Genomic DNA, 19840 nt, shown 5'->3' with positions numbered 1-19840 from the left:
GATCATCAAGGACAGGGGGCAGCAATCATGCCGGGCCCGGCAGGCCGTCACCGCCCAGCATCCTCCGCCAGACGGTCACGAAGAAAGTAACGGGGAGGGGGGGAGCGGCGCGATCAGTCGGCGCGGGCGGGCGGCGTCGCTGTTTCCTGCTGGGGCTGCCGGGATCGGCGTATCTCTATCAGGGAGAGGAGCTCGGCCTGCACGAGGTGGCGGAGATCCCCGCCGACCAGCGGCAGGACCCGACCTTCTTCCGCACCCACTAGGAGCAGTACGGACGTGACGGATGCCGCGTGCCGCTGCCGTGGACCCGCGAGGGCTCCTCGTTCGGCTTCGGTTCGGGGGGTGCGCACCTGCCGCAGCCGTCGTGGTTCGCGGACGCGTCGGTCCAGGCGGAGGAGGGCGATCCGGCATCCACTCTCTCGCTCTACCGCCGTGCCCTCGCCCTGCGGCACGAGCTCCTGGCGCTGGAGCGACTGGAGTGGGTCGAGACCGGCCGCGGCGATGTGCTGCGTTTCCGCCGCCCGGATGGCTGGGAGGTGGTGATGGTGTTCGGCTCCGCACCGCTCGCGCTGTCGTTCATGCCGGGTCAGCGTGTCGTGCTGTCGAGCACTCCGCTCGACGGCGACACCGTGCCGGGGGAGACGACGGTCTGGATCACGGGGGACTGATCCGGCCGGTCGCGTTGCGGGTGGGGGCGGGTGCCGAACTGCAAGGGATCGCCGTCGACACGCGGGGGTGGGTGAGGGATGCCGCGGCGTGTCGCCCGGCATCCCTTGCTGTTCGGGCGGGGACGGCGCGAGCGACCCGATCGATGCGTTCAACTGGAGCGTGGCGTCGACCGAGAACGACAAACTGAGCCGATGAGCACAAGGTCAGGCAGGAGGGCCGCGGCATCCGTTCTTGCCGTCGCCGTCATCCAGGTCGTCGCTTTCGCGATCACGACCGCGATCTGGGTCGGGAGCACGATCTTCGCCGGGGGCGCATGTGCGCCTCGCTGCGACTGGTCAGGCGCCGACCTCGCGGGCGTCGTCTACTACCGAGTCGCCGTCGTGATGTTTGTCTGCACCGCAGCGGCGGCACGCTTCGCGCGGCGGACGGAGAAGGATCTCACCTGGGTTCCGCTCGTGCTGATCTGCTCGTACGAGTTCGCCCAGCGCAACACGGAAGACCTGTATCGGCACTGGGATCTGATCGTTGCCGACGAGGCACACCGCCTGCGCTCGTACTGGAAGGGCAACGCGAAGATCGCCGATGCCGTCGCCACCGTCATGAGCTCGGCCAGCAAGTCGCTCCTCCTCACGGCGACGCCACTTCAGAACCGTCTGGAGGAGCTGTTCGGCCTCGTGTCGGTGTTCGAACCCGACTTCTTCCACTCGATCGAAGGGTTCAAGGAGCGGTACGTCGATCGGCCCGACGACTACGGCAACGACGACCTCGCGATGCGCATCTCGCATGTCGCCAAGCGCACGCTGCGGCGCGACGCACAGAAGTACATCAGATTCACCGAGCGCATGCCGATGACCTTCGGATTCATGCCCTCGCCCGATGAACAAGCGCTGTACAGCATGGTGAACGCCTACCTGCAGCGACCGGTGCTGTAAGCGTTCGCGAGTTCGCAGCGCCATCTCTCAGCGCTGATCCTTCGCAAACGGCTGGGCTCCTCAACGTTAGCGGTCGCCTCAACGCTCGAGAGAATCGCCTACCGGCTCGAGGCGGAACTCCGCTCGGGCTACCGGCGCGACAACAGCGGCACCCTCATCGATGACGACATGACTGATGAGGAAATCGAGGCAACGGACGCCTTGCCGATCGGTATCCCGGACTCGACTGCGATCGAGGAGCGACGTCAGGAAGCGCTGGCTGAGGTCCAGGAGCTAAGCGACTACGCAGAACTCGCGCGGTCGATCACTGTCAACCAGAAGGCGGTCAAGCTCCTCGACGCGCTGGATCAGGGCTTTTCCAAGCTCGCAGAGATCGGCGCACCGCAGAAGGCCATCATCTTCACCGACTCGACGAAGACACAGGAGTACCTTGCGGCGTCACTTCGCGAGGCCGGTCGCGGCGACGGACTCGTGCTGTTCAACGGCAGCAACAACTCGGCGGAGTCCACGCGGATCCACCAGGACTGGTTGAAGAAGAACCAGGGATCAGACCTCGTCACAGGCATCCCGTCTGCCGATCGCCGGAAGTCGCTGGTCGATGAGTTCCGCGAGCGGGGCACCATCATGATCGCGACCGAGGCCGCCGCCGAGGGCATCAATCTGCAGTTCTGCTCCATGCTGGTGAACTACGACCTGCCATGGAACCCGCAACGCGTGGAGCAGCGCATCGGGCGAGTGCACCGCTACGGGCAAGCGCACAACGTCATCGTGGTCAACTTCTCGAACCAGGGCAACCTTGCTGAGGAGCGCATCCTCGAACTGCTCACTGAGAAGTTCAACCTCTTCACGTCCGTCTTCGGCGCGTCTGACGAGGTTCTCGGGACCATCGAGGACGGTCTCGACTTTGAGAAGTCAATTGCCGGCATCCTCGAACGGTGCAAGACCGCGGCGGAGATCAACGCTGCATTCGATGAACTCGAGCGTCAGTACGCCGCGGAGATCAACGACGAGATGCAGAGGGCGCGAGCGCGGGTCTTCGACAATCTCGACCCCAACGTCCAAGACAAGCTCAAGAACTACGACACTCAGACAGACATCGTCCTCAACGCCTTCGAGCGGCTACTGATCAAGGTCACCAGGCGCGAGCTCGACACCTTCGCCGAGTTCGACGACGACGAACGAACGTTCACGCTGCTGCACGCTCCTGAAGGCGGCATCCCGACGGGTCGCTACTTCTTCAAGTCCACCCCGATCCCGGGCGCCCATCAGTATCGCTACAACAGCGACCTTGGACAGTTTGTGATCAGGGCGGCACTCGGCGAGAACACACCAGAGCGTGAGCTGATCTTCTCCGTCGGCGCCTCGGAGCGCGCGTCTGCAGATGCACGCGCGCTCTCGGGCAGCAGCGGTCTCCTTACTGTCGACCTCCTGACCTTCGAGATCAGCGCGGGCAACGACACAATTGTCGAGTCGTACTTGCTTGCCGCAGGGCTGACGGATGGTGGTGCGGTGCTCGATGCGGAACAAGTTGAGCACTTGCTTGATCTTGGGTGCGTCGAGAACAACGAGACCGCAACGCCCGACACGACCGCGCTTCAGGCGGCCCTAGATGCCCAGGCGGCAGCATTCACCGGTGAGGTGCAGACGCGCACGGCACAGTTCAGCATTGAGCAGGGCGACCTCGTCGAGTCGCGACTCAAGGACCACAAGGCGAAGTACGACGCGGAAGCGCGCAAGCTCGAAAGGGCAAAGGAGGAGATCAACGCTCGGGAACGCCGAGCAGAAGATCTCACGGAGCGGCTCAAGCTACGGAAGGAAGCGCAGAGGCTTTCGCGTCGAGCCGACGATCTCTACAGCGACTATCGAGAGGAGAGAGACCGTCTGCGTGACAAGGCCGATGAGTACCTCGGCATGCTCGAGGATGCCCTCGAAGGGACCGAGCGTCGCGAGCACGTCTTCACGATTCGGTGGGCTGTTCGCGACTGACGACTGGCTCGCGTCCTATGACGCCGCTGCGATCCTCTCCTCGATGATGGAAACGATCTCAGCCAGGTCTTCATCATTCAGGGGCAGCTCCAGTGAGGTCGTTGCATCTTCGAAGAGTGGGCTGCCGTCATCCACGGAGACACCCGAACGAGACACGGAGATTCCGAGCCGGTCGATCAGTGCATGGATGTTCTTTGAGTTCGGATCCTGGTCGAGCACCTGTAGGCGCACCACCACCCGGTGCTCACCGCGCTCGCCTTCGACCCACATCCAGTTTGAGAGGTCGAATGGCGGCGCGAGGCGCCCTCCGCTGCTGTACGTCGTCAGCCCCCGCCCCGCGTGCCCGCGGGTCTTCACTGTGAAGCCTGCGCGCGTGAGCGCGTCGACGATCAATCGTCGCTGCTCTTTGCGAGCGGAGCGATATACATCGCGCGCATCGCGGAAGGCCTGGTTTGCACTCTCTACACTGGTCACGTTCTGCAGTGTAGGTGTGAGCACCGACGTCGACGACCTTCGCAGTCGGTCGGTCATCGTTGCCGTCGAATGCTCGGCGAGAGTAGTGGCTGTGAGGAGGCACCTTGTTGCAGCACCGCTGCATCAGACATCGAATCCTCCTCCCGCTGAGCAACCTTGGCCGGACGGATCCGCGTGGCGCGGGCGCCCGACGCGTGGAAAGTCGGGCTCGACCGGTTCCTGGTTCCCAGCGGTTCCACGACGTAGGGAACCAGTCGACGGCGAAGACACGAGAAGACCGGTTCCTGGTTCCCCTTCCTTATGGGGAACCAGTCAGAACCGGTCGCATCGGGCGACTGGGCCTGCGTCGTATAGGCGAGCTTCGACGGCTCGCACGTTGGCGCCGCGAGCCCGCGCCATCAGCGCCTCATGCGACGGGCGAGCTCGTCGTCGCGGCTCCCCGCGTGCTGGTAGCGCATCGCGGCCTTCGTCGACGAGTGTCCGAGCCGTGCCATGGTCTCCTTCACGGTCGCGCCGGTCTGTGCGTACCGCGTGCCGGCATAGTGCCGCAGTGCGTGGAAGGGCAGGTCTTCGCGGTCGGCTGCGACTACTGCCTTGTGCCAGTGCCGCCAGAACGCGCTCTGCGGGAGCCAGCTTGTCCCGTCCGCGCTCGTGAACAGCAGCGCGTCGCCGATCTTGCCGCGGGTCTGCTTGGCAACAACCTTCGCGTCGTCGCCGAAAATCGCAACGGAGCGCTTTCCCGCCAACGACTTCACATCACCGGTCTTGCGTCCACCCTTGACCGTGTAGACGACCTGGCGCTCGACGGCGATGCGCACGCCGTCGATTGAGCCGTCCTCGTCGCGTTCGATCGCGATGTCCTTCGCCCTCAGCTCTGTCGCCTCGCCCCACCGGAGTCCGCCTACAGCTGCGAGGATCACGAGTGCCCTATAGCGCGTGTCGATCGAGTCGAGGATTGTCGCCAGCTCGAGATCGCTCGGCGGCTCAACCTTCTTGCCAGTGGTTGCGGTCGAGCCACCTTTCACTCGGCAAGGGTTCCCGGAGATGATGTCGTCCTCGACAGCGGTCTTGAGGATCGACTTGAGGAGGTCGTAGGCCCGCGACGTCTGCGTCAGCTTGCCCGTGCCCACTTGCTCTGCGCGCCAATCGCGCACCGCCTCGGGTGTGATGTCGATGATTTTGCGTCCGACAAGCGGCGCCAGCGGGCCGCCTTTGTCGTCACTGTCTCGCGTACCCGTCGCCCTGACCAGGTTCTCGTACGCTTCGACAGTTCGGGGACGCAACGGTTCGCCACGGGAGTTCGTGCGGGTGGTGATCCACTTCGCCGCATAGTCGCCGAGAGTGATGTCTCGTCGGGCCGCTTCGCGGGCGGAATGGGCACGTTTGGCAGCGACAACCTCCGGCGGCTCCCACGCACCCGATGCGATCTCTGTCTGCCGCGCCGCGAGCCAGTTCCGGGCATCCGTCATCGTCGCGAATGTGGACGATGCACGATGAAGCAGGTTGTCCGGACCGATGTAGCCGGCGCGATACCGCCCACTGGCACGCTTCTCGACACGGCCGAACGCTTCACGACGCTTGCGCCGCTTCCCTGCCATCATGATCCTTCGGGGAATATATGGGGAATATCATGTGCCCAGATGTGGGGAATCCTGACCTTCCCTGACTCTATCTCCGGTCCATGTTCCGCGTAATTCCGCGGATATGCCCGTATTCCTACGATCCTCAGGCTAGCACGATAATAATTCGATCCCAGTATCGCGCACCACCGGAAACCCCCGTCTCAACGGGGGTTTCTTGCTGTCTGGGGGAGCGTGAGCCTGCTCGCGTGGGACATGCGTGGGACATGCGCGCTCCGTGCCGGCGTGTCGCGCGCTGATCGACGCGAGGCTCGGGAACATGGAAGAGTGCTGCTCTGCTATGCCGACGAGTCCGACGAAGGAGGGTACTTCGTCTTCTCAGGTGTCGTCTTGAAGGGTAAAGGCGTCCTACAGCTGACGCGGGATCTGGATCGCATTGTCGCGCGTGCAGCTCGCAAGCTAGGTGTGCCGCGGTCGGCTGAGATTCACGCCTACGACCTCTTTCACATGAAGAATGATTGGGCGGGCATCACGCCGACAGACAGCATCAAGATCTTCGGGAAGGTGCTCGATGCGGTGCTGTCGCGGAGTGAGCGCATCGTGTTACGGGGAGTCTCGCGCGAGCGTCTGCGACGAAGACAGGCACGCGAGAGCTACCCACGGGTATACTCCGCGGAGCGAGTTGCCCTCACCCAGCTCTTGCAGCGTGTCGAGCATGTCGCACGTAAGCGGACGACGCTCGTCATAGCGGACGAACGGCACGACAGTGCAGAGATACGCGACCTGTTCAGCGACTTCAAGCTGATCGGTACTCCCGGCGCATACATGCGAACCGACCTTCAAAGAGTCATAGACACCATCCATTTCGCGCCCAGCCATCGCTCACGAGCTTTGCAGGCTGCGGACGTGTTCGCGTTCCTCGACCGACGGCGCTTGGCGGGAGGAGAGGCCGACCCCCGCGCAGACACTGCCATGAGGGCGCTCTGGACGCGCGCCGAGACATCGCGGAAGCTCTACGGACTCGGGTCCTGGCCGTGAGCTGTCCATCTCGGAACGATGGTTTCGGAGCGCCACGGCTAACCGGGGGCGAAGCTTCCCAACCGCCACGAGGAGGTATGAGTGCGCCGCCCATCATCTACCTTGTGGGCAAGGGGTGGCGGGTCGTGTCTGACGGCGCGAAGGGCCGACAGCTCAACGTCGCTGACACGGCACGTGCCGCATGGCGGCGTACGACGAGCCAGGGCGGCGCGGAGGGCGTTCAGCTCGTGCCAGGTCTCAGCGACCTCGCCCGGGGCGTGCTGGCCGTTTCCTAGCCCGGCGGCCAGGACTACAGAAAAGCCGTCTGACCTGGAAAAAAGTTATGACGACCCGGGCGGGAACTAGGCTCCGGGTTCGCTGCGCTCAGTTGGCACTGACCCGGAGCCTAGTTCCCGCCCGGGTCCGTAGGCATGCGAATCGCCGCCCGCAACGAGATTGTTGCGGGCGGCGATTGCGTGGAGCCCGGGTTTAGCGTCCCAGAGCCCGGGCGCGTAGGTAACGCTCCCGAGACTGAAGTGCCTGACGGGCGACGGGCGAGGCGTCCGAGTAGCGGGCGTTGAGTCGCGCGTTGTTGCGAGCGACTTGCTCATCCACACGACGGGCGGCAGCTTGCGAGTAGCTGTTGATGCTCATGTTGTGCTCCCATCCTCTGTTGCCGTAACGCTAGCGGTAGTCTCCGACATTGGCTGTAGCGCATCACGCGCAGTTTGCTTGTCGGTCGCTTCGTTCATTATTTTCGCACCGTTTGCTGCCGCTGTCGCCAGCGCGAGGGCCTTGGCCATCGCGATGATGACCGCGCGCTGTGCGCCACCGATTGCGCCAACATCGCGGTTGTTGACGCTCAGCATCCCGAGCTGGACGGAGCCTGCCTTGACAGGCACGGAGAAGAACGTCTTGTATCGCTCGATCTTCGTGGACCAGTCGAATCCCGGGATCTCCTCCGGGTAGTCGTGCACCTCAGGCTCGTCGTCTTCTCGATCCATCATCGTCCAGATGATGAGGTCGGGGTGCAGACGCTCGAAGAAGGGTTTGTTTGGTTTGTCGCGTCGATCCCAGGTTCCATGCACGGCGTCCTTCAGCACACGCCGGTCGTCCTTCTCGCGGTGGAGGTTGTACGAGGTGGCTCGCGTCCCTGGCCCCACGGCCTGCGCCGCCATCTGAACGACGGTGCGCCGTAGCGCTTCGACAGCCTGAGCTTGCGCCTTCCCGCTCAGGAACAGTGTCCGGATGGCTTCATTGAGGACCACGTTCAGATCCAAGATCGACTTCTCAGCCGCTCGCTCACCCTCTGCGATGGTTCGTGAAGAGGTGCGGGCCTCCCATGCATCAGCCGCCTTGTCGCCCACGACCGCGAGAACAGCGAGCACTCCCGCAGCTATCGAGATGACCCGGAACGTGATCCACCATGCTTCGTTTGGGAACAGGAAGACGACCGTTCCGCCTTCGGGGATGTTGAGCCACAAGAAGGGCGACAGGGCCGCGGATACCCCGCCCAGCACAGTCAGGAGAAGAGTCACCGCTCGGTGCTCCGCCAGCCATTCTCCGAGGCCGTCACCGATCTTGATGCCGAGGCGTCGCCACCAGCCGGGGGCAGTCGGCTCCGTCACAGGCCCAGTCGTGCTCATGGTCACATCGTGCCAGACGCACAGCCGAGCCTCAGATGGACGCTATAGAAGGCGCACCGCGCCGCACTGAGCGCACTGCCAGAAGGGCCGCGAGGGCAGGCCTGCGGCGTCCAAGACTGTTTCGTCGGCACGTCCGGCCAGCTATCGCTTATGTACCCGAACCTATCGACACGCACCGACGCGCTAACGTTCTCGGCATGCCCGCAACGCCGCTCCAGGCCGCTACCGATGTGCTCGACCGAGACTCCCACTGTCAACTGGGTGCAGATCTTGGTGTGTTTGCGTGGGCGCGCTGAAGGCGCCGCTCGGCCTCGAGTGTCGGGCGGGGGTGTCGAAAGCGCGCGGTCAGGCGGCGGTGATCAGTGCGGCTGAGCCGTGGCGGGCGGGGTCGTAGGTTTCGTGGTTGGTCCAGCAGCGCCAGAGGATGCGGGTCCAGCGTGCGGCGAGTCCGCGGAGAGCGCGGTGGTAGCGCTGACCTTTCTGGTCCCGGGCGTCGCGGAACGCGGCGGCCGCCCAGGGTGACATCTTGATGGAGTTGAACGCCCACCACATGGTTGCTTCTCGGAGGCGGCTGTTCGCGGCGTAGCGGAACCTGACCGACCGGGACCTGCCCGACGAGCGGGTGACCGGGGCGAGGCCGGCTTCGGCGAGGAGCACTTCAGGTTGCGGGAACCTTGCGCGGTCTTCACCGATCTCGGCGAGCAGCACCGCAGTGAGCACGGGGCCGATGCCGGGAAAGCTGGCGAAGATCAGGGCGTCCGGGTGCTCCGCGGTGGCTGCGGCGATTGCGTCGTCGTACTCGGCGAGCTGCGTGTTCAGAAGCTGCAGCACCTGGGTGAATGCGAGAGCGGAGAAGCTCTTGCCCGCGACCGTTCCTGGCGAGCCGGAGAGCAGGTTCTGTCTCATCCGGTCCGCGAGGGTCTGCGCGGGGACTCTGCCGGTGTAGTGGTGTCGGGAAAGGAACCCTGCCATCCTGGTGGTCTTCACCCGGGACGCGTTCGCCGGTGTCGGATAGTCCGTTACGAACGACAGCGTGATCTGCCGGTCGACGGACGAGAACAACCGAACGGGTGCGGGGTGGTAGGCCTCGAGGATCATCCGCAACTGACTCTCCGTCGCCTGCTGCGTCTCGAGGAGCCGGTCCCGGTCGCGTGTGAGTGCCTTGATCTCGGCGAGCAGCGGTGACGGGACCGACAGCGGGCGCCAGTGCGCATGGTCGAAGCGGAGCGTGTCGGCGAGTACGAACGCGTCGAACCGGTCGTCCTTGACCGCAGCGACCTTGTAACGCTCCCGCGCCCTCGCGGAGATCCGCGGAGACACGGGGAACACCGCATGCCCGGTCGCTTGAAGGTGCTCGACGAGGAGACCTTCGGAGCGTTCGATCGCGATCGGGACCTGCCGCCCGAAGCCGTTCAGATGCAGGTCGAGTTGGTGGAGCCCGGCGACGTCGTGACTGACACGTGTCTCAAGTAGCCGCTTCCCGTCGGGCGCGACAACGCAGAGCTGGTGGTTCTCACCGCCCCAGTCGATGCCGGCGAATACCGGCCACGCTGGCAAGTTGAGGTCTGGCATGAGCGCTTCTCCTTCGAAGACGAGGCCCGCCTCGTGACGGACCCCTCTGGACGCTCACTCAGGTGCTCCCGCTGTCGGGGCACGACTCCCACTAGCCAGTCGGAATCCGCCACCGCCGGGAGGGACAGGTCTGCCGCTGGACCTCGAAGGTCACGCTGCCAAGGTCCTCTCCCGACGGTGAGGATGAACCAGCGGGACGATCCCGCCACTACCCATCTTGACGAGTGATCTCTGCCATCCCGCGCCAGGCAGGTTCGCAGCGATCGCCTCCACGAGACCGGCGTGCGCGCCGGAGGTGACCAGGGCAACCCCGAGCGGGTCGGCGAGCGACGAGGTCGGCGAAGAAGCTGTTCCATGCCGCTCCGGTCTCGGATGTCGCGACCCGCAGGCCGAGCACTTCCCCCGGATCTCCGGGGGTTTCTTCGTTGGGGCCATAGCGCTCCAGCGGAGATCTGCGTTCGCGAGCACGCGGCGCGCCCGGGCATCCTCCCGAGTGCAGTTCTCCTCCCGAGTGCAGGCCTCCTCCCGAACCCGGGTCTCCTTCCGGGCGAGGTGCGGCGTTAGGCTCGGCACATGGCCCAACTCGTGCTCACTGTCGTCGGAGACGATCGCGTCGGACTGGTCCAGGCGCTCGCGGCGGCGGTGTCGGACGCCGGCGGCAACTGGGAGCAGAGCGAGCTCGCCGAGCTCGCCGGCGCGTTCGCCGGCATCGTGCTGGTCACCGTGCCCGATGAGCGCGTCGATGAGTTGAGCACCGCGCTCCACGGACTCGACGGGCTGCTGCGCGTCACCGCCCACAGCGGAGCCGCGACGGCGGGCGCGCCGACCTCGACCGCGCCCGACGCGCCCACCACGCTCTCGTTCACGGTACTCGGCAACGACCGGCCGGGGATCGTGCGCGACGTCACGGCGGCGATCGCCGAGCACGCGCTCTCGATCGACGGGTTCCGCAGCCGCACGCTCGACGCGCCCATGGCCGGAGGCACGCTGTTCGAGGCATCCGTATCGGTGAGCGTGCCGCGCGGTGAGGATGCCGAAGCCATCACGACGGCCCTCGAAGCCCTCGCGGGCGAGATCCAGGTCGACCTCACCGTCTCGTGACGAGCGCCGAGGCCGATCGGGTGAGTGTCGACGCGCTCGTCGCGCGGATTCGCGAACGCCTGAGGGAGGCTGCCGATCCGGCGCGCGCCCCCGGGCAGCAGGCGTATATGAAGTCGGAGATGCCATTCCTCGGTGTCGCGGTGCCGACGACCCGACAGATCGCCCGCGCCGCGGGGCGCGAGGCGGCACCCGACGTCCTCAAAGGTGCGGCCCGCGTGCTGTGGGACGAGGCGTCGCACCGCGAGGAGCGGTATGCCGCGCAGGCGCTCCTCGGCCTCGACGCGTTGCGCGGCGACCCCCCAGACAGTGCCGCTCATTGAGCACATGGTGCGCACCGGGCGGTCGTGGGACGTCACCGACGAGCTGGCGCATCGTCTCTCAGACCTGCTGGACGCCGACCCCGTGCGCACCGGCGCGCTCGTGCGCGACTGGAGCACCGACGACGACCTCTGGCTCCGCCGGCTGGCGATCATCGCTCAGCTCGGGCGGCGCGCCGACCTCGACCGGGACCTGCTCGCCGACGTGATCGAGCAGAACGCGGATGACCGTGAGTTCTTCCTCCGCAAGGCGATCGGCTGGGCCCTGCGCGACGCGGCGCGCACCGATCCGGAATGGGTGCGCGCGTTCGTCGCCGCGCACGAGCTCAGCCCGTTGAGCGTCCGCGAGGCGGCCAAGCACCTCTGAGCGCTGCAGGCCGTGGACGAGCTCTCACCGGACGGCGAGGGGCACGACCGCGCCGGCGACGATCAGGGGCGCCGCGACGAGGCCCGCGAGGACGTAGCGGCCCCAAGGCACCTCGACGCCGACCGCGCGCAGCCGTTCGTGCCAGAGCAGCGTCGCGAGCGACGCCCACGGCGTCACGAGCGGCCCGGCGCCGACCCCGATGAGCAGGGCAGCGAGACGCACGGGGGAGTCGGCCACGGGCTCCAGCGCCAGATAGGCGGGCAGGTTGTTCACGTCGTTCGCGGCGAGCGCGCCGATGCCCGCGAGCCGCCACAGCTCGGGGAGGGTCTCGCCCGATCCCGTCGCGGCACTCAGCACGGCCGGGAGCCCCCATGCCTCGAGCACGCCGACGGCGAGGAAGAGGCCCGACGCGAAGACGACGAGCGGCCAGGACAGCAGTGCGACGCGCAGCGTTCCGGGCGAGCGCCCCGCGAACACGACGGTGAGCACGACGGCGGCGCCGAGCGCTGGCATCCACGGCGGGATGCCGCTGACGAGAAGCGGCAGCATGACGAGGAGGACCCCCGCCGCCCATCGGAGGAGGACCGGGTCGCTCACCCGCGGCGCGGGCGCGACGCGCCAGGTGCGCCGCGACGAGGTCGAACACGCCGGCGCGCGCGGCGAGCTCGGCGACGACGGTCACGGCGACGACGAAGAGCAGGATCGGCCACACCCGGTCGGCGATCGCGAGGGCGTCGACCACGGGCAGCACGCCGAACGCGACTGCAGCGCCGCCCGCGAGGAGCAGCGCGACTCCGACGAGGGCGAGTTTCACGGCATCCATCATGGACCCCTCGCCCGCACCTTCGATCGCAACCTTCACCACGACCTCCGCCGCACCCTCCGCGGCGCCCGTGCCGCGGCGATAGACTCGGGGTATGGAATCTCGCCGGACACCCGCCGTGCGGACGCCCGGCGCGGGCGCGCTCGACCGGCGAACGACCGGCGCCTGAGCGGGCAGGGCGCCGAGCGCCCGAAGCTGAGCATCCGAGTTCCATCCGCTGGTCTGCAGCCACTTTTCTGGAGAAGCCCCCTTGACTGACGTCTCACCCGCGGCCGACGTGTCCTACCCGGCCGACGGTTTCGCCCTCTTCCCCGACCGTTCCGTCATCGCTCTGCGCGTCAACGGCGAGCTGAAAGACCTCGCCACGACGGTGCACGCCTCCGACGAGGTCGAGCCCGTCACCGTCGACAGTGCCGACGGCCTGTCGATCCTGCGTCATTCGACCGCGCACGTGCTCGCGCAGGCCGTGCAGCGCATCCGCCCGCAGGCGAACCTCGGCATCGGACCGCCGATCACCGACGGCTTCTACTACGACTTCGGTGTCGCCGATCCCTTCACGCCCGAAGACCTCAAGGCGATCAAGAAGGAGATGGAGCGCATCGTCCGCGAGGGCCAGCGGTTCGTCCGCCGGGTCGTCACCGAGGACGAGGCGCGCGCCGAGATGGCCGACGAGCCGTTCAAGCTCGAGCTCATCGACCTGGCCGGCGGGCCCGGATCGGGAGCGAACGTGGCCGAGGGAGCGTCGGCGGAGATCGGCGCCGGCGAGCTCACGATCTACGACAACGTCACCAAGGACGGCGAGACGGCCTGGCGCGACCTCTGCCGCGGACCGCACGTGCCCTCGACGCGCCTCGTCGGAAACGGCTGGGACCTCACCCGCATCGCGGGCGCGTACTGGCGCGGCAGCGAGAAGAACCCGCAGCTGCAGCGCATCTACGGCACCGCATGGCCCACGAAGGACGAGCTGCGCGCCTACCAGGCGCGCCTCGAAGAGGCTGCCAAGCGAGACCACCGCAAGCTCGGCAAGGAGCTCGACCTGTTCTCGTTCCCCGACGAGATCGGTTCGGGCCTGTCGGTGTTCCACCCCAAGGGCGGCATCATCCGATACGAGATCGAGCGCTACATGCGCGAGCGCCTGCTCGCGAGCGGTTACGACGTCGTCAACACGCCGCACATCACCAAGGGCGACCTGTTCATGACGAGCGGCCACCTGCAGTGGTACGCCGACGGCATGTACCCGCCGATGGTGCTCGATGAGGTCGTGGATGCCGACGGACACGTCAGCCGCGAGGGCCAGGAGTACTACCTGAAGCCCATGAACTGCCCTTTCCACAACCTGATCTTCCGCTCGCGCGGACGCTCCTACCGTGAGCTGCCGCTGCGCCTGTCGGAGTTCGGTTCGGTGTACCGCTACGAGAAGAGCGGAACGCTGTCGGGCCTCACCCGCGTGCGGGGGATGACCCAGGACGACACCCACATCTACGTGACGGCCGACCAGGTCAAGGGCGAGCTCATCCACAGCCTCGACTTCGTGCTGCAGACCCTGCGCGACTACGGCCTCAACGACTTCTACCTCGAGCTGTCGACCAAGGAAGACGGCAACCCGAAGTTCATCGGCGCCGACGCGCTGTGGACCGAGGCGACCGAGACGCTGCGCGAGGTCGCCGAGGCCTCGGGCCTCGAGCTGGTGCCGGACCCGGGCGGCGCGGCCTTCTACGGACCGAAGATCTCCGTGCAGGCGCGTGACGCGATCGGCCGCACCTGGCAGATGTCGACCATTCAGCTCGACTTCAACCAGCCGGAGCGCTTCGAACTCGAGTACACCGGACCCGACGGCGAGAAGCACCGCCCGGTGATGATCCACCGTGCCCTCTTCGGCTCGGTCGAGCGGTTCTTCGCGATCCTGCTCGAGCACTACGCCGGCGCCTTCCCCGTGTGGCTGGCGCCGGTGCAGGTCGTCGGCATCCCCGTCGCGGATGACTTCGCGCCCTACCTCGACGAGATCGTGACGCGGCTGCGCGAGCGGGGCGTCCGTGCCGAGGTCGACCACTCCGCCGACCGCATGCCGAAGAAGATCCGCACGCACACCACGCAGAAGGTGCCGCTGCAGCTCATCGCGGGCGAGCAGGACCGGTCGGCGGGCACGGTGTCGTTCCGCTTCCGCGACGGGTCGCAGACCAACGGCATCCCCGTCGACGAGGCGATCGAGAAGATCGTCGCCGCGATCGTGTCGCACGCGCTCGTCAACACCGCGGAAGACCTGGCGTGACGGTCGAGGATGCCGGCGACGCGCGCCTCGAGCAGGCGAGCGAGTTCGCCGGCGTCCCCGACGGCTTCCAGCGGCTGTGGACTCCGCACCGCATGGTGTACATCAACGCCGGCGCCGACGTGAACCGCGGCGACGGATGCCCTTTCTGCGCGGCGCCGCAGAAGTCGGATGCCGACGGCCTGATCGTCTACCGCGGGGTCACGTCCTACGCGCTGCTGAACCTCTTCCCGTACAACTCCGGGCACCTGCTCGTCTGCCCCTACCGCCACGTCGCGACGTACGATCAGGCGACCGAGGAAGAGGTCGCCGAGATCGGCGCGATCACCCAGACCGCGATGCGGGTGCTCCGCCAGGTCAGCAACTGCGACGGCTTCAACATCGGCATGAATCAGGGTGCCGTCGCGGGCGCCGGGGTCGACGAGCACCTGCACCAGCACATCGTGCCGCGGTGGGCAAGCGACGCGAACTTCTTCCCGATCATCGCGCGCACGAAGGCCCTGCCGCAGCTGCTCGGCGAGGTGCGCGAGGCCGTGGCATCCGCCTGGCCCGCCTGATCGCGCCGCGCCGGCTCAGCGCACGCGCGTGACGGCGAACTGCTCGCGCGGGTGCGCGTAGAACTCCTGCGCCTCGACGAGCTGCAGCTCGCGCTGACCCGACTCGTACGTCAGCTGCAGCAGGTCGAACACGCTCGAGACGGTCTTCGAGAGTGCGGATGCCGCGTCGCCGGTCGCCCGGTAGTGCGCCGTGAACAGCGCGGCCGTGACGTCTCCCGACCCATTCGCCTTCATCGGGATGTGCGGCGTCTGCACGATCCACGCGCCCTCGGCGTCGGCGGCGAGCATCTCGATCGTGCCCTCCGGGCGGTCGGGGCGCTCCACGCTCGTCACGAGCACCGTCGAGGGGCCCATCGCGCGGGCGGCGTCCACGGAGGCGAGCGTCGAGTCGAGGTCGGTCGGCTCGGTCTCGGTGAGAAAGCCCAGCTCGAACTGGTTCGGCGTGACGATGTCGGCGTTCGGCACGACCCGCTCACGCAGCAGCACCGGGATCGCCGGGGCGACGAAGCATCCGCTCTTCGCGTTGCCCATCACGGGATCGCACGCGTACACGGCATCCGGGTTCGCCGACTTCACCCGCGCGACCGCGTCGAGGATCACGTCGCCGATGCCGTCGCTGCCCTGATAGCCCGAGAGCACGACGTCGATCTCGCCGAACACGCCGCGCTCCTCGATGCCGATGATCACGTCGCGCACGTCGTCGGGTGAGATCAGCGGCCCGCGCCACGCCCCGTATCCGGTGTGGTTCGAGAAGGTGACGGTGTACACCGGCAGCACCTCGACGCCGATGCGCTGGAGCGGGAAGACGGCCGCGGAGTTTCCGACGTGGCCGTACGCCACGGCCGACTGGATGGAGAGAATCTTCATGACGGGTTCGCCCTGCTTTCGGGGGATCGGGGATCGGATGCGGACGGCGCGGCCCCGGCGGCCGCGACCGTCCGGGCGGCGACGAGGTCGGTGACGAGGCGTTCGGCGTCGGCGTCGTCGAGGTCGTGCACGGTGAGGCGGAGGTGCCGGGAGGCCGCGGCGCCCGCGAGCATGAATTCGTCGCCGACGCGCGCGAGCCAGCCGCGGCGCATGAGCTGCTCGGCGACGAGGCGCGCGGGCGCGCCGACGTCGAGCCAGAGGCTCAGTCCGTCGCCCGCGCGGGTCGGCAGTCCGGCGGCGTCCAGGCGTCGGGCGAACGCGGCGTTGCGTTCCGCGTAGTGCGCGCCGGCCGCCTGGATCTGCGCGGTCACGTCGCCGTCGGTCAGCATCGCGACGGCGAGGCGCTGCAGCAGGTGGCTCACCCAGGTGGTGCCCGGGCTGAGGCGGAGCGCCAGCCGCTCGGCGGTGTCGGGATCGGACGCGGCGACCGCGAGGCACATGTCGGGCCCCAGGAACTTCGACACCGAGCGCACGAGCGCCCAGCGCTGATGCGTGGGACCGATCACGGAGTGGTACGGCTCGGGGGAGAGCAGCGAGAAGTGGTCGTCCTCGATGACGAGGACGTACGGATGCCTCGCGAGCACCGCGCGCAGCGCCTCGGCGCGCTCTGCGGTGAGGCTCGCTCCGGTGGGGTTCTGCGCGCGCGGGGTGCAGACGACGGCGCGCACCCCGGCGTCGAGTGCGGCCTGCAGGCCCTCGACCGTCATGCCCTCGTCGTCGACGGGGACGGCGACGGGCCGGTAGCCGCCGAGGCGCACCGTGTTGAGGCTCGACAGGAAGCACGGGTCTTCGAGGGCCACGGCGTCCTCGCGCGTGAGCGCCTGCGAGAGCAGACGGTCGATCGCGTCGGACGCGCCCCCGGTGATCGTGAGCGCGAACTCGCGCTCACCGCCGACGGCGTCGCGCATCCAGTCGGTCGCCCACGCGGCGAGGTCCGGGTCGATGACCGGCTCGCCGTAGAGCACGGGCCGCCCGGCGGCGCGGCTGAGCGCTCGCGAGGGGTCGGGGATCCGCGCCGGGTCGGGGTTGCCGGTGCCGACGTCGCGGAGCACGCTGCCCGCGGCGAAACCCTCCTGCGGCATCCGGCGCACCGCGGCGAGGCGGGTGCCCGCGCGGCCGCGAGACTCGACGATGCCCGCCTGCGCGAGCTGGCGGTACGCGGCGACGACGGTGTTGCGGTTGATGCCGAGCGCATCGGCGAGCGCGCGCACAGAGGGGAGCGGGTCGCCCGCGGTGAGCTGCCCCCGCTCGGCGAGCTCGCGCACGCTCTCCGCGATCTCGCCGGCGGTGCGGCCCACGATCGGGGGCGCGGGCACGTCGAGGATCATGCGCCCAGCCTATGTCACGGGTCATGCTACGTTTTGGCCTAGGTCATAATCCGGACTTTTGAGAGAGGCATCCATGTCTGCATCCACCACCGGCACCTCGCGCGTCAAGCGCGGCCTCGCCGAGATGCTGAAAGGCGGCGTCATCATGGACGTCGTCACCCCCGACCAGGCGAAGATCGCCGAGGACGCCGGGGCGGTCGCCGTGATGGCGCTCGAGCGCGTGCCCGCCGACATCCGGGCGCAGGGCGGCGTGTCGCGGATGAGCGACCCCGACATGATCGACGGGATCATCTCCGCCGTGTCTATCCCGGTGATGGCGAAGGCGCGCATCGGACACTTCGTCGAGGCGCAGGTGCTGCAGGAGCTCGGCGTCGACTACATCGACGAGTCGGAGGTGCTCTCGCCCGCCGACTACGTCAATCACATCGACAAGTGGGACTTCACGGTGCCCTTCGTCTGCGGGGCGACGAACCTCGGCGAGGCGCTCCGGCGCATCACCGAAGGCGCCGCGATGATCCGGTCCAAGGGCGAGGCCGGCACGGGCGACGTCTCCGAGGCGATGAAGCACATCCGCACGATCCGCGGTGAGATCGCGGCGCTCCAGGCGCTCCCGAAGGACGAGCTGTACGTCGCCGCGAAGAACCTGCAGGCGCCGTACGAGCTCGTCGCGGAGGTCGCGGCGGCCGGCGCGCTGCCGGTCGTCATGTTCGTCGCCGGCGGGGTCGCGACGCCGGCCGACGCCGCCCTCATGATGCAGCTGGGCGCCGACGGCGTGTTCGTCGGCTCGGGCATCTTCAAGAGCGGCGACCCGGCGGCCCGGGCGGCGGCGATCGTCAAGGCGACGACCTTCTTCGACGACCCGAAGGTCATCGCCGAGGTCTCGCGCGGTCTCGGCGAGGCGATGGTGGGCATCAACGTCGCCGATCTGCCGGCCCCGCACCGGCTCGCCGAGCGCGGATGGTGACCGCCCGGCGGCGGCTCTGCCGGCGGCTCCGGCGCGTGGCGTCATCAGGCGTCGGAGAGGTGGGGTTGGTGTGTACGCGCGGTGCGCGGCAGGTGACACCCGCACCGCCGGTCCGACGGATGATGACCGGGGGCGGGCCGCGATGACCGTGCGCGTCGGGGTGCTCGCCCTGCAGGGCGACGTGCGCGAGCACTCCCGCGTGCTGGCGGCCCTCGGCGTCGAGCCGGTGCCGGTGCGCCGACCGGGCGACCTCGACGCCGCCCAGGGCCTGGTCCTTCCCGGCGGCGAATCGAGCGTCATCGACAAGCTCGCACGGGCATTCGGAATGCGGGAGCCGATCCGGGCGGCGATCGCGGAGGGGATGCCGGTCTACGGCACCTGCGCGGGCCTCATCCTGCTCGCCGATCGCATCGCGAACCCCATCGTCGGGCAGGAGAGCTTCGGCGGTCTCGACGTCACCGTCCGCCGGAACGCGTTCGGCGGTCAGGTCGAGTCGTTCGAGACCGATCTCGTCGCGCACGGCTTCGACGCGCCGGTGCACGCGACCTTCATCCGCGCGCCGGTCGTCGTCGAGACGGGTCCCGACGTCCAGGTGCTGGCGTCGCTGCCCGAGTCGGCCGGCGGAGGCATCGTGGCCGTGGCGCAGGGGAACCTCCTCGCCACAGCCTTCCACCCCGAGGTGTCGGGCGACACCCGGTTCCACGAGATGCTCCTCGCGCGCATCCGCGGGCGTGAGGTCGGCGGCGGCCGCTAGCCTGCAGTCATGACCAGCTGGGTGGCGCTCCTGCGCGGTGTCAACGTCAACGGCGTGACGATCCGGAACGCCGACCTCGCCGCGGTGTTCCGCGACGAGGGGCACGCGGACGTCGTGACCGTACTCGCGAGCGGGAATGTCCGGTTCAGGGCGCAGGCCGAGGCGGCCGATCGCTCCGCACTGAAGGCGTCGATCGAGGCCGCGCTGCGCCGCCGGTTCGACTACGACGCGTGGATCGTGCTCGTCACCCTCGACGAGCTCGCTGCCGCGCTCGAGGGTTTCCCGTTCGACGCCGCGGACGCCGACCGCCAGCCGTATGTCATCTTCTGCGCCGATGCCGGCGTGCGGGACGCGCTGATGGATGCCGCGGCGACGGTCGATCCCGCCGAGGATCCGACCGGCGCCGGGTTCGGCGTCGTCTACTGGAGCCCGGTGAAGGGTCACACGGTGGACAGCCCGTTCGGGAAGATCGTCGCGAAAGCGGCCTACCGGCAGACGACGACCACGCGGAACCTTCGCACGCTGGCCAAGATCGTCGGGTGACGCCGACGACGGGCGGA

22 protein-coding genes and 1 pseudogene are annotated in these 19840 nt (G+C 67.9%); 15 read left to right on the top strand and 8 right to left on the bottom strand.

Going from position 1 to position 19840, the window contains the following annotated elements:
- From LOK55_RS14425 to LOK55_RS12200, 4 genes are all read left to right on the top strand, one after another.
- Window positions 1-263: hypothetical protein (locus tag LOK55_RS14425; protein WP_374107656.1), on the top strand; the 263-nt coding region annotated here is incomplete at its 5' end.
- Window positions 264-290: 27 nt separating this feature from the next.
- Window positions 291-668, top strand: a complete 378-nt coding sequence (locus LOK55_RS12210; RefSeq protein ID WP_374107655.1) for a hypothetical protein — start codon at window positions 291-293, stop codon at window positions 666-668.
- A gap of 192 nt (window positions 669-860) precedes the next feature.
- On the top strand, window positions 861-1601 hold the full coding sequence (locus tag LOK55_RS12205) for an SNF2-related protein (protein WP_229935571.1): 741 nt from the start codon (window positions 861-863) through the stop codon (window positions 1599-1601).
- A 168-nt stretch (window positions 1602-1769) separates the two neighbouring features.
- The gene (locus tag LOK55_RS12200; RefSeq protein ID WP_229935570.1) at window positions 1770-3587 is read left to right on the top strand and encodes a helicase-related protein; all 1818 of its coding nucleotides are present in this window, start codon (window positions 1770-1772) and stop codon (window positions 3585-3587) included.
- 15 nt (window positions 3588-3602) lie between these two features.
- Here LOK55_RS12200 and LOK55_RS12195 read toward each other — a convergent pair whose 3' ends face one another.
- Window positions 3603-4061, bottom strand: a complete 459-nt coding sequence (locus LOK55_RS12195; RefSeq protein WP_229935569.1) for a hypothetical protein — start codon at window positions 4059-4061, stop codon at window positions 3603-3605.
- A 398-nt stretch (window positions 4062-4459) separates the two neighbouring features.
- The gene (locus LOK55_RS12190) at window positions 4460-5659 is read right to left on the bottom strand and encodes a tyrosine-type recombinase/integrase (RefSeq protein ID WP_229935568.1); all 1200 of its coding nucleotides are present in this window, start codon (window positions 5657-5659) and stop codon (window positions 4460-4462) included.
- A 309-nt stretch (window positions 5660-5968) separates the two neighbouring features.
- Here LOK55_RS12190 and LOK55_RS12185 point away from each other — a divergent pair, with 309 nt between their 5' ends.
- A complete protein-coding gene (locus LOK55_RS12185; protein WP_229935567.1) occupies window positions 5969-6679 on the top strand; it encodes a DUF3800 domain-containing protein in 711 nt (236 codons plus the stop codon).
- 77 nt (window positions 6680-6756) lie between these two features.
- Window positions 6757-6954 (top strand): hypothetical protein, encoded by a 198-nt coding sequence (locus tag LOK55_RS12180; RefSeq protein ID WP_229935566.1) that lies wholly within the window; start codon window positions 6757-6759, stop codon window positions 6952-6954.
- Window positions 6955-7308: 354 nt separating this feature from the next.
- Here LOK55_RS12180 and LOK55_RS12175 read toward each other — a convergent pair whose 3' ends face one another.
- The 3 genes and pseudogenes from LOK55_RS12175 to LOK55_RS12165 form a co-directional block, all read right to left on the bottom strand.
- Window positions 7309-8286, bottom strand: coding sequence for a hypothetical protein (locus tag LOK55_RS12175; RefSeq protein WP_229935565.1), 978 nt, complete (start codon window positions 8284-8286; stop codon window positions 7309-7311).
- Between the two features lie 363 nt (window positions 8287-8649).
- Window positions 8650-9876 carry an IS110 family transposase gene (locus LOK55_RS12170; protein WP_005052857.1) on the bottom strand — a complete coding sequence of 409 codons (1227 nt, stop codon included), beginning with the start codon at window positions 9874-9876 and terminating at the stop codon, window positions 8650-8652.
- Window positions 9877-10104: 228 nt separating this feature from the next.
- Window positions 10105-10276, bottom strand: a pseudogene (locus tag LOK55_RS12165) (transposase); the annotation flags it as partial.
- A 173-nt stretch (window positions 10277-10449) separates the two neighbouring features.
- On the opposite strand from LOK55_RS12165, the gene LOK55_RS12160 reads away from it, so the two are divergent.
- The 3 genes from LOK55_RS12160 (at window position 10450) to LOK55_RS14310 (ending at window position 11661) form a co-directional block, all read left to right on the top strand.
- Entirely contained in the window at window positions 10450-10977 is a 528-nt protein-coding gene (locus tag LOK55_RS12160) for a glycine cleavage system protein R (protein ID WP_229935564.1), read from the top strand.
- Window positions 10978-11084: 107 nt separating this feature from the next.
- Window positions 11085-11297: a DNA alkylation repair protein gene (locus tag LOK55_RS14315; RefSeq protein ID WP_308066678.1), complete on the top strand. Its 213-nt coding sequence runs from the start codon at window positions 11085-11087 to the stop codon at window positions 11295-11297.
- A gap of 4 nt (window positions 11298-11301) precedes the next feature.
- Window positions 11302-11661 (top strand): DNA alkylation repair protein, encoded by a 360-nt coding sequence (locus tag LOK55_RS14310; RefSeq protein ID WP_308066677.1) that lies wholly within the window; start codon window positions 11302-11304, stop codon window positions 11659-11661.
- 24 nt (window positions 11662-11685) lie between these two features.
- On the opposite strand, the gene LOK55_RS12150 is transcribed toward LOK55_RS14310, so the two are convergent.
- Window positions 11686-12210, bottom strand: coding sequence for an ArsB/NhaD family transporter (locus LOK55_RS12150; protein WP_308066675.1), 525 nt, complete (start codon window positions 12208-12210; stop codon window positions 11686-11688).
- Here LOK55_RS12150 and LOK55_RS14305 point away from each other — a divergent pair.
- The 3 genes from LOK55_RS14305 to LOK55_RS12140 are packed head-to-tail and all read left to right on the top strand — an operon-like array spanning window position 12209 to window position 15307.
- Entirely contained in the window at window positions 12209-12742 is a 534-nt protein-coding gene (locus LOK55_RS14305; protein WP_308066674.1) for a hypothetical protein, read from the top strand. The two genes, LOK55_RS12150 and LOK55_RS14305, sit on opposite strands and share 2 nt — an antisense overlap.
- On the top strand, window positions 12735-14753 hold the full coding sequence (thrS, locus tag LOK55_RS12145) for a threonine--tRNA ligase (RefSeq protein ID WP_229935563.1): 2019 nt from the start codon (window positions 12735-12737) through the stop codon (window positions 14751-14753). Before LOK55_RS14305 ends, thrS begins: the two co-directional genes overlap by 8 nt.
- Window positions 14750-15307: an HIT domain-containing protein gene (locus LOK55_RS12140; RefSeq protein WP_170214240.1), complete on the top strand. Its 558-nt coding sequence runs from the start codon at window positions 14750-14752 to the stop codon at window positions 15305-15307. The genes thrS and LOK55_RS12140 overlap by 4 nt, the downstream gene beginning before the upstream one ends.
- A gap of 15 nt (window positions 15308-15322) precedes the next feature.
- Here the strand turns inward: LOK55_RS12140 and pdxY are convergent, their stop codons facing one another.
- Window positions 15323-16174, bottom strand: a complete 852-nt coding sequence (gene pdxY / locus LOK55_RS12135) for a pyridoxal kinase PdxY (protein WP_141380656.1) — start codon at window positions 16172-16174, stop codon at window positions 15323-15325.
- A complete protein-coding gene (locus LOK55_RS12130) occupies window positions 16171-17562 on the bottom strand; it encodes an aminotransferase class I/II-fold pyridoxal phosphate-dependent enzyme (protein ID WP_229935562.1) in 1392 nt (463 codons plus the stop codon). Before LOK55_RS12130 ends, pdxY begins: the two co-directional genes overlap by 4 nt.
- Before the next feature lie 73 nt (window positions 17563-17635).
- On the opposite strand from LOK55_RS12130, the gene pdxS reads away from it, so the two are divergent.
- The 3 genes from pdxS (at window position 17636) to LOK55_RS12115 (ending at window position 19823) form a co-directional block, all read left to right on the top strand.
- Entirely contained in the window at window positions 17636-18526 is an 891-nt protein-coding gene (pdxS, locus tag LOK55_RS12125) for a pyridoxal 5'-phosphate synthase lyase subunit PdxS (protein ID WP_196325015.1), read from the top strand.
- A 142-nt stretch (window positions 18527-18668) separates the two neighbouring features.
- Window positions 18669-19280, top strand: coding sequence for a pyridoxal 5'-phosphate synthase glutaminase subunit PdxT (gene pdxT / locus LOK55_RS12120; protein WP_229935561.1), 612 nt, complete (start codon window positions 18669-18671; stop codon window positions 19278-19280).
- A 9-nt stretch (window positions 19281-19289) separates the two neighbouring features.
- A complete protein-coding gene (locus LOK55_RS12115; protein WP_229935560.1) occupies window positions 19290-19823 on the top strand; it encodes a DUF1697 domain-containing protein in 534 nt (177 codons plus the stop codon).
- Window positions 19824-19840 lie beyond the last annotated feature (17 nt).

This window comes from Microbacterium sp. F2E (assembly GCF_020905435.1).
GTDB classification, from domain to species: Bacteria; Actinomycetota; Actinomycetes; order Actinomycetales; family Microbacteriaceae; genus Microbacterium; species Microbacterium lacticum.
The sequence above is the reverse complement of the archived record's forward strand: the minus strand, read 5'-3'. Positions and strand labels throughout refer to the sequence as shown.

Bases quoted from the DNA above. Each gene is read 5' to 3' on its own strand.
- LOK55_RS12205 (WP_229935571.1), top strand. From the start codon at position 861: ATGAGCACAAGGTCAGGCAGGAGGGCCGCGGCATCCGTTCTTGCCGTC.
- LOK55_RS12200 (WP_229935570.1), top strand. From the start codon at position 1,770: ATGACTGATGAGGAAATCGAGGCAACGGACGCCTTGCCGATCGGTATC.
- LOK55_RS12190 (WP_229935568.1), bottom strand. From the start codon at position 5,659: ATGGCAGGGAAGCGGCGCAAGCGTCGTGAAGCGTTCGGCCGTGTCGAG.
- LOK55_RS12180 (WP_229935566.1), top strand. From the start codon at position 6,757: ATGAGTGCGCCGCCCATCATCTACCTTGTGGGCAAGGGGTGGCGGGTC.
- LOK55_RS12170 (WP_005052857.1), bottom strand. From the start codon at position 9,876: ATGCCAGACCTCAACTTGCCAGCGTGGCCGGTATTCGCCGGCATCGAC.
- LOK55_RS12160 (WP_229935564.1), top strand. From the start codon at position 10,450: ATGGCCCAACTCGTGCTCACTGTCGTCGGAGACGATCGCGTCGGACTG.
- LOK55_RS14315 (WP_308066678.1), top strand. From the start codon at position 11,085: ATGAAGTCGGAGATGCCATTCCTCGGTGTCGCGGTGCCGACGACCCGA.
- LOK55_RS14310 (WP_308066677.1), top strand. From the start codon at position 11,302: ATGGTGCGCACCGGGCGGTCGTGGGACGTCACCGACGAGCTGGCGCAT.
- LOK55_RS14305 (WP_308066674.1), top strand. From the start codon at position 12,209: ATGACGAGGAGGACCCCCGCCGCCCATCGGAGGAGGACCGGGTCGCTC.
- LOK55_RS12150 (WP_308066675.1), bottom strand. From the start codon at position 12,210: ATGCTGCCGCTTCTCGTCAGCGGCATCCCGCCGTGGATGCCAGCGCTC.
- pdxY (WP_141380656.1), bottom strand. From the start codon at position 16,174: ATGAAGATTCTCTCCATCCAGTCGGCCGTGGCGTACGGCCACGTCGGA.
- LOK55_RS12130 (WP_229935562.1), bottom strand. From the start codon at position 17,562: ATGATCCTCGACGTGCCCGCGCCCCCGATCGTGGGCCGCACCGCCGGC.
- pdxS (WP_196325015.1), top strand. From the start codon at position 17,636: ATGTCTGCATCCACCACCGGCACCTCGCGCGTCAAGCGCGGCCTCGCC.
- pdxT (WP_229935561.1), top strand. From the start codon at position 18,669: ATGACCGTGCGCGTCGGGGTGCTCGCCCTGCAGGGCGACGTGCGCGAG.
- LOK55_RS12115 (WP_229935560.1), top strand. From the start codon at position 19,290: ATGACCAGCTGGGTGGCGCTCCTGCGCGGTGTCAACGTCAACGGCGTG.